Raw genomic sequence first — 8,425 nt, 5'->3', positions numbered from 1 at the left:
GAGAGGTTTTTAAATCAAAATTATCGAAATAACCATACAAATTGGTTGGCATTAAACTTACATAATCTTTACCAAATTGTTTTCTAATGGCTTGGCATAATTTTACTCCTGTAATTTTTGCAACTGCGTACCACTCATTGGTTGGTTCTAAAGAATCGGTTAATAAATACGACTCTTTTAATGGTTGAGGTGCAAATTTTGGATAAATACATGAACTACCTAAAAATATAAACTTCTCTATACCAAATTTTAATGCACCATCAATTAGATTGTTTTGAATTTGCATGTTCTCCATTAAAAATTGATATGGATAATCATTATTTGCTAAAATACCACCTACTCGTGCGGCTGCATCAATAATAGCTGCTGGTTGTTCTTCTTCTAAAAAACTTAAAACTGCTTTTTGATCTTTTAAGTCTAGTTCTTTACTTGTTCTACCTATTAAATTACTGTACCCTTTCTTTTCTAAAGCTCTCCAAACGGCAGAACCTACCATGCCTCGATGACCAGCTATGTATATTTTTAAATCTTTTTGCATCTTTTTATTTTCCTATTTGGAAGTATTCAAAACCTTGCTCTTCTAAATTAAAGGCATTGTATTGGTTTCTACCATCAAAAATAATAGGTTGCTTTAATTGCTGCTTAATCTCTACAAAATCTGGTGATCTAAACTCTTTCCACTCAGTTAATAAGATCAAAGCATCTGCATCTTGCAATACTTCGTATTTAGAGCTACAGTAAGTGATGTTTTTTGCATCCTTTAAGTAAAACTCTTGTGCTTCTTCTATGGCTTTTGGATCATAAGCCTTTACTTTAGCACCTCTTTTTTCTAATTCTTTTACAATATAAATAGCCGGAGCTTCTCTCATATCATCGGTACCTGGCTTAAATGCCAATCCCCATAAACCAAAAGTTTTTCCTGATAAATCTTCTCCGAATCTTTTTACGATTTTATGAGCAATCACCAACTTTTGCGCGTCATTTACATTTTCTACAGACTCTATTAAACCTGCTTTATAACCATGCTCTTCGGCAATCTTTTTTAAGGCTTTTACGTCTTTTGGAAAACAAGATCCTCCGTAACCTGCACCTGGGTATATAAAACTATATCCAATTCTTTTATCAGAACCAATACCGATTCTTACCATATTGGCATCTGCCCCTACTCTTTCACAGATATTTGCAATCTCATTCATAAATGAAATTTTTGTTGCTAACATGGTATTGGCTGCATACTTTGTCATTTCTGCAGAACGGATGTCCATAGTAATAAAACGATCGTGCGTTCTAAAGAAAGGCGAATACAATTGCTTCATTTTTTCGAAAGCATACTCAGCATCGGCTCCTATCACCACTCTGTCTGGCTTCATAAAATCATCGATGGCAGCTCCTTCTTTTAAAAACTCTGGGTTAGAAACCACACTAAACTCTAGTGCTACTTCTCTTGCATCTAACTCTGCTTGTATGGTTGCTTTTACTTTGTCTGCTGTACCAATTGGCACTGTAGACTTATCTACAACTATTAACTTTTTTTGCATGGTTTGACCAATAGATTTTGCCACAGACAAAACATATTGTAAATCGGCAGACCCATCATCTCCCATTGGGGTTCCTACAGCAATAAATACAACTTCTGCGTCTGAGATTGCCTCTGATAAATTAGTTGTAAAAAATAAATTTTGATTCTTTACATTCTTTAATACCATTTGCTCTAAACCTGGCTCATAAATAGGAAGAATTCCTTCTTCTAATTTTTGAATCTTTTTCTCGTCAATATCAACACAAGTTACTTTGTTTCCCATTTCTGAAAAACATGTTCCTGAAACTAACCCTACATATCCTGAACCTACTACTGCTATATTCATAATTATTATTTATTTTTTATTTTTCTTTTTTTTTACAATACAACTAACACTCTATAAACTATTTAAACACATAAATTATGATTGATTAAATAGCTGAATAAAGTATTAAAACTTGTAATTTGATTATACTTAAGTGACTTTTTTTGATTGAATTTAATTAAAAAGTACCCATAAATACTATGGTTTACTTTTTTTTCTGATACGCGAAGTATTTTAAAAAAAGCATCAGAATTGGCAAAAGAATATATTTCTTTTACGAAGTGTAAAAATTGAAAGGACGTATAAACGTTGAACCCTTTAAGCGAATGATATACTGTTTTTATTCTATCCACATGTTTTTATTATAGTCTTTCTACTTAACAAAAACTCAGAAATATTAAAAAAACCACCCAAAAAAGTGCTGTATTCAAAAAGGGGAATATACATAACTTTACATTTAATTTTTCTATGTTATCATGGTACCTTACCACTATATCACATAATCAGACTACAAAGGAATACACCTTAACATCTAAAAAATAGCAATACTTATTTTTTTACAAGAAATTAACATTGAATACTTTAAAATTGATTCATTATTTATTTATTGTGGTGTAAATTTACACTTTTAAGATTAACATCCAAATCAAATTCTATGAAAAGCAGTATTCCTTTTTATAATTGTGCTTTTTCTAATTATAATTCAGATACATTTAGAATCACAAAATAAAAAGAACCTTCTTTTAAAGATTCTGTATTAATTAAAATTACTTATAAGAATTATTTCAATAAATAATGATCTTATTTTAAAGCTCATACAGAAATCTATTTTTGTATTTTTTATGAGTAAAACGATTGCCTACACCTCCACAGCCTAATAAGGAATCGAAATAGAGTACACCCATGATGAGTTAGCGGGACCTAAATATAATGCCCAAGAGCAAATAAGGCAAAAAAACTATGGTGATCGAGCGAAGTCGAGATTTTGAAATGAATACTAAACAACACTTCTCGACTTACTTCGACTCCGCTCAGCAACCACCCTCGAAGACCGATTCTTAATTAAACTCGGAACTTACTCTTGACTATTCTCGAATACCAACTATAATATACAATAACAGAAAAACAAAAAACTACGGTGATCGAGCGAAGTCGAGATCTTAGAGCTGACACTAAACAATACTTCTCGACTCCGCTCGAAGACCACCTCCCGACTTACTTCGACTCCGCTCTATAACCACCGCTCGAAGACCACTTCTTAATTATACTCAAAAATTATTATTGACTATACTCGAAGATTAATTATAATGAACAAGAACAAATAAACAAAAAACTACGGTGATCGAGCGGAGTCGAGATCTTAGAGTTAATACTAAATACTGCTTCTCGACTTACTTCGACTCCGCTCTGCAACCATCGCTCGAAGACCGCTTCTTAATTAAACTCAGAACTTACTCTTAACTATTCTGGAAGATTAATCATAATGAACAAGAACTAAAAGACAATAAACTACGGTGATCGAGCGAAGTCGAGATCTTAGAATTAATACTAAACAATACTTCTCGACTTACTTCGACTTCGCTCAGCAACCATATCTCGAAGACCACTTCTTAATTATACTCAGAACTTACTCTTGACTATTCTCGAAGACCAACTATAATAAACAATAACAGAAAAATAAAAAACTACGGTGATCGAGCGGAGTCAAGATCTTAGAGTTAATATTAAACAATACTTCTCGACTTCGCTCGAAGACCACCTCCTGACTTACTTTGACTTCGTTCTGCAACCATCGCTCGAAGACCGCTTCTTAATTATACTCAGAACTTACTCTTGACTATTCTCGAAGACCAACTATAATAAACAATAACAGATAAACAAAAAACTACGGTGGTCGAGCGGAGTCAAGATCTTAGAATTAATACTAAACAATACTTCCCGACTTACTTCGATTCCGCTCTGTAACCACCGTTCGAAGACCGCTTCTTAATTATACTTAGAACTTTCTCTTGACTATTCTCGAAGACCAACTATAATGAACAATAACAGAAAAGTAATAAACTATGGTGATCGAGCGGAGTCGAGATCTTGGAATTAATACTAAACAACACTTCTCGACTTACTTCGACTCCGCTCTGTAACCATCGCTCGAAGACCACTTCCGACTTACTTCGACTCCGCTCTGTAATCAACGCTCGAAAACCACTTTTTAATTAAACTCAGAACTTACTCTTGATTATTCTCGCAGACCAACTATAATAAACAAGAACCAAAAGGCAATAAACTGCGGTGATCGAGCGGAGTCGAGATCTTAGAATTGATACTAAACAACACTTCTCGACTCCGCTCGAAGACCACTTCCGACTTACTTCGACTCCGCTCAGTAACCATCGCTCGAAGACCGCTTCTAAATTAAACCCAGAACTTACTCTTGACTATTCTCGAAGACCAACTATAATAAACAAGAACCAAAAGACAATAAACAACGGTGATCAAGCAGAGTCGAGATCTTAGAGTTAATACCAAATACTGCTTCTCGACTTCGCTCGAAGACCACTTTCCAACACTTCTAAAAGTAAGTTTTTAACACCTATTTTAAGACCTAAAACACCATTAAAAAAAGCAAAAATGAAAGCCTTTTTCACATCAATTTTTACTCAAAAAAAGGGTGATTTTAGTCCGATTTTCGAGTGATTTTCAAGGTTTTTTTCAGAAAAAAAGACATCAAAAAAAGGCTTTTTAGCCCAAATTTTACGCATTTTTATGCAAATTGACCTTTACTCAGATGCGTCCTGACGCAACTTTTACTCCGTCAGGACGCAACTTCAACTGCATCAGTACGCGATAAAAGTTGCGTACGGACGCAAATGGGCCAAAAACGCATAAAAAAGCCCCAATAATCGACGATTATTGGGGCTTGTGCTATAAAAAACCGACTTGGTTTTTTATAATTTTACGCTAAGTCTGCGTGCTAAATGAAACTATTTTCAACAAAGATCGTAACTTCTTTGCAGGTCTAAATAATACACGTGTTTTGGTAATGGCAGATGCCCCTACTTCTTCTGGTGTATCAAAACCTTCTGAACTTAAACTTACTTGAAAATTACCTAATTTTCCTAAACGTACTATTCTTCCGTTTTTAAGTTCTCTTACAATATTTGTTTCTAAAATGTTTAGCGCAGCCAAACAGTCTGTCTCCGACAATGCCGATTGCTCAGAAATCATTTCTGCTAAAGTTTCAAAATCTACACTTCCGTTTGCGGTTACTGCTGCATAATATTTTTTTGGTGCAGTAACATCTTGAGGATTTAACCTCTCTATTATTTTGTATTTAATCGCCATAATTATGGGTTTAAAAATTAATTAAAAAACAATATTTTTTATAGAGGGTATTGCTACGCAACCTCTCCGTTCTTAAGAAAACCTCAACAATTCTTTGCCTTATCCTGCCTCGAGTTAACAAGGTAAATTACCGTACTATTCGTACTTAATAAGAGGTTGTTATTATGCTAAGTCATACCGTTTACCAAATGCAGAGTGACAAACCCTGCTTTAAAAATTAATAAATAATTTTTGGTAAACTTTTAAAAGAAGTGTGAATTTGAAATGCGAATAACAAAACACAACATCTTTAAAAAGTGTTACCGTTTTACAAAAAGTCTTAATCTTGTCAATTTAATCGTAATTGTAATACTGATTGTTTATGTATTAAAAATATCATCCTAAAAATACATTTAAGCAGTTTTAAGCAATTTAATTCGCATTTTTACACCCTATATATACGAATTAAATAATAATAGCTCTAACACGATGTAAAGGTAATGCACTTTATAGAAAAACAATACAACATTTTTTAACAAAACCCTTGAAGTTGTTCACAATTTTTATTCTTTATTATGTTTCTATCTGCTTTTTTTAAGCAAATAAGCACCTATTTTTTCTTTTCTTAAAGATACAGCCACTTGTCTTAACTCAAAAAACAACACTTAAAACACTCATAATCAAATAAATACATAAACACTAAAATATTTTCACCTTTTAAAAAAAAGATTATTTTTCTTTCCCCTTTTTTTAAAGTATTTTTTTTGGAAATCTTTTTTTTGAATAAAAAAAAGTAAAAAATTTGTTTTTTTTCAAAAATTACACTAAGCAAAATCTTAAAACTGAATAAAACTCATAATTTATAGTAAGTTTTTCCTTTTATAAGCTTAATACTTTACCCTGAAACTACTCTGTACTTTGGAGTAACAAGCGTTATTCTTATTAAGAATGTCAATTCGAGTGATTTTGAGACACGAAAAATTATATCGAGAACAAAACACAACCAACTTGTCATTCCGACAAAGGAGGAATCTCACATACAGTATTATTTCTTTGAAAATCCTTAGTACTTCGGAGTCACAGGCGTTGCTTTATTTAAGAATGTCAGTTCGAGTGATTTTGAGGCACGAAAAATTGTATCGAGAAATTGAAATAAATACCTATTTATTTTTCTATCTTTCTTTTTTCATTGATAAAAAAAGAAACAAAAAATCTAGACTTATTATCATTTTTTTGAATTCTACGATACCCTCCACGTTAGCGTCCAGACCGTTGCACTCTTTGGACACTCTTCAGTTCCGCAAATCTTGAATTGCTACTAAAATCCTAATAGGTCGTTTGGGAGGTTTAATTCTATGTATTGAATTTATTTAAGATTACTATTGGTTTAATGAGGTAATTCTTTTTTTGCCACTTATGTGAGACTCCTCAGTACTTCGGAGTGACAAGCGTTGTTTTCTTAAAGAATGTCAGTTCGAGTGATTTTGAGGCACGAGAAATCGTATCGAGAACTCGGTAATGTTTAAATTTTATCTTTTTTATATTAGTCGTTCTTTTCCATCGATGAAAAGAACCAAAAATCTAGACTGATTATCCTTTTTTTGAATTCTACGATATGCTCCACGTTCGTGTCCAGACCGTTGCACTCTTTGGACACTCTTCTGTTCCGCAGATCTTGAATTACTACAAAAATCCTAATAGGTCGTTTGGGAGGTTGAATTCTATATATTGAATTTATTTAAGAATACTATTTGTTTATTGATTTAATTCTTTTTTTTAGCTACTTATGTGAAACCCCTCTATACTTCTAAGTGACAAGCGCTGTTTTATTTAAAATTGTCAGTTCGAGTAATTTTGAGGTACGAAAAATTGTATCGAGAACTTGAAATAAATAGACACTTATTTTTCTTTTTTTGAATTCTACGATATGCTCCACGTTCGCATCCAGACCGTTGCACTCTTTGGACACTCTTCTGTTCCGCAGATCTTGAATTGCTACTAAAATCCTAATAGGTCGTTGGAGAGGTTGAATTCTATATATTGAATTTATTTATGATTACTATTGGTTTAACGGGTTAATTCTTTTTTAGCTACTGATGTGAGACTCCTCAGTACTTCGGAGTGACAGGCGTTACTTTATTTAAGAATGTCAGTTCGAGTAATTTTGAGGTACGAAAAATTGTATCGAGAACTCGGTAATGTTTAAATTTTATCTTTTTTTATATTATTCGTTCTTTTCCATCGATGAAAAGAACCAAAAATCTAGACTTATTATCATTTTATTGAATTCTACAATATGCTCCACGTTCGTGTCTAGACCGTTGCACTCTTTGAACACTCTTCTGTTCCGCAGATCTTGAATTGCTACTAAAATCCTAATAGTTCGTTGGGGAAGCTTTATTTTGTGTATTGAATTTATTTATTGATGTAATTCTTTTTTTTAGCTACTTATGTGTGACTCCTCAGTACTTCGGAGTGACAGGCGTTGTTTTATTAAGAATGTCAGTTCGAGTGATTTTGAGGTACGAAAAATTGTATCGAGAACTTGAAATAAATAGACACTTATTTTTCTATCTTTCTTTTTTTCATTGATAAAAAAAGAAACAAAAAAATCTAGACTTATTATCATTTTTTTGAATTCTACGATATGCTCCACGTTCGCGTCCAGACCGTTGCACTCTTTGGACACTCTTCTGTTCCGCAGGTCTTGAATTGCTACTAAAATCCTAATAGGTCGTTTGGGAGGTTTAATTCTATGTATTGAATTTATTTAAGATTACTATTTGTTTATTGATGTAATTCTTTTTTTAGCCACTGATGTGAAACTCCACAATGCTTCGGAATGAAACGAATTCAATCGAGTTTTGGATTTTTACGCAGCGCCTTTTTTTCTTTGTGTTTCTTTTGGTTTTCAACATTTCGCTTAAGAGTCGCTTTACTTGGTTGGGTTCGTTTTCTTTTTTTAGGTCGAATTAAATTCTGAGTTAACAACTCTAAAAAACGCTGAATTACCAATGTTTTATTTCTATGCTGAGAGCGAGAAGTATCACAACTTAAAATCAATATTTGATCTTTGGTCAATTTGGATGCTAGCTTCAGCTTTAACAGCTCTTTTTCTTCTTCCGACAAAGCATTTGTCTTTTCCAAGTCAAAAACAAGCACCACTTTAGAAGATGTTTTATTAACATGTTGTCCTCCAGCCCCTGCACTTCTAACCGCTTTAAATTGCAGGTCGTTGATAATTTCGGTAGTATTCAAAA

General features: G+C 32.8%; 4 protein-coding genes. All 4 read right to left on the bottom strand.

Annotated elements, in window-relative coordinates; translation table 11 throughout:
* Positions 1-538 (bottom strand): NAD-dependent epimerase/dehydratase family protein (locus tag KI686_RS15385; protein WP_237590226.1); only part of this gene is annotated, 538 nt, incomplete at its 3' end.
* Between the two features lie 4 nt (positions 539-542).
* Positions 543-1,865 (bottom strand): UDP-glucose dehydrogenase family protein, encoded by a 1,323-nt coding sequence (locus KI686_RS15380; RefSeq protein ID WP_237590225.1) that lies wholly within the window; start codon positions 1,863-1,865, stop codon positions 543-545.
* A gap of 2,937 nt (positions 1,866-4,802) precedes the next feature.
* A complete protein-coding gene (locus KI686_RS15375; protein ID WP_237590224.1) occupies positions 4,803-5,186 on the bottom strand; it encodes an HU family DNA-binding protein in 384 nt (127 codons plus the stop codon).
* A 2,832-nt stretch (positions 5,187-8,018) separates the two neighbouring features.
* Positions 8,019-8,423 carry an alternative ribosome rescue aminoacyl-tRNA hydrolase ArfB gene (gene arfB / locus KI686_RS15370; RefSeq protein WP_237590223.1) on the bottom strand — a complete coding sequence of 135 codons (405 nt, stop codon included), beginning with the start codon at positions 8,421-8,423 and terminating at the stop codon, positions 8,019-8,021.
* Positions 8,424-8,425 lie beyond the last annotated feature (2 nt).

The sequence above is a fragment of the Polaribacter sargassicola genome, from assembly GCF_021991835.1.
Classification (GTDB): domain Bacteria; phylum Bacteroidota; class Bacteroidia; order Flavobacteriales; family Flavobacteriaceae; genus Polaribacter; species Polaribacter sargassicola.
The sequence above is the reverse complement of the archived record's forward strand: the minus strand, read 5'-3'. Positions and strand labels throughout refer to the sequence as shown.

What these genes read in the sequence shown, in the direction of transcription:
- KI686_RS15380 (WP_237590225.1), bottom strand. Translation starts at nt 1,865, where the DNA reads ATGAATATAGCAGTAGTAGGTTCAGGATATGTAGGGTTAGTTTCAGGA.
- KI686_RS15375 (WP_237590224.1), bottom strand. Translation starts at nt 5,186, where the DNA reads ATGGCGATTAAATACAAAATAATAGAGAGGTTAAATCCTCAAGATGTT.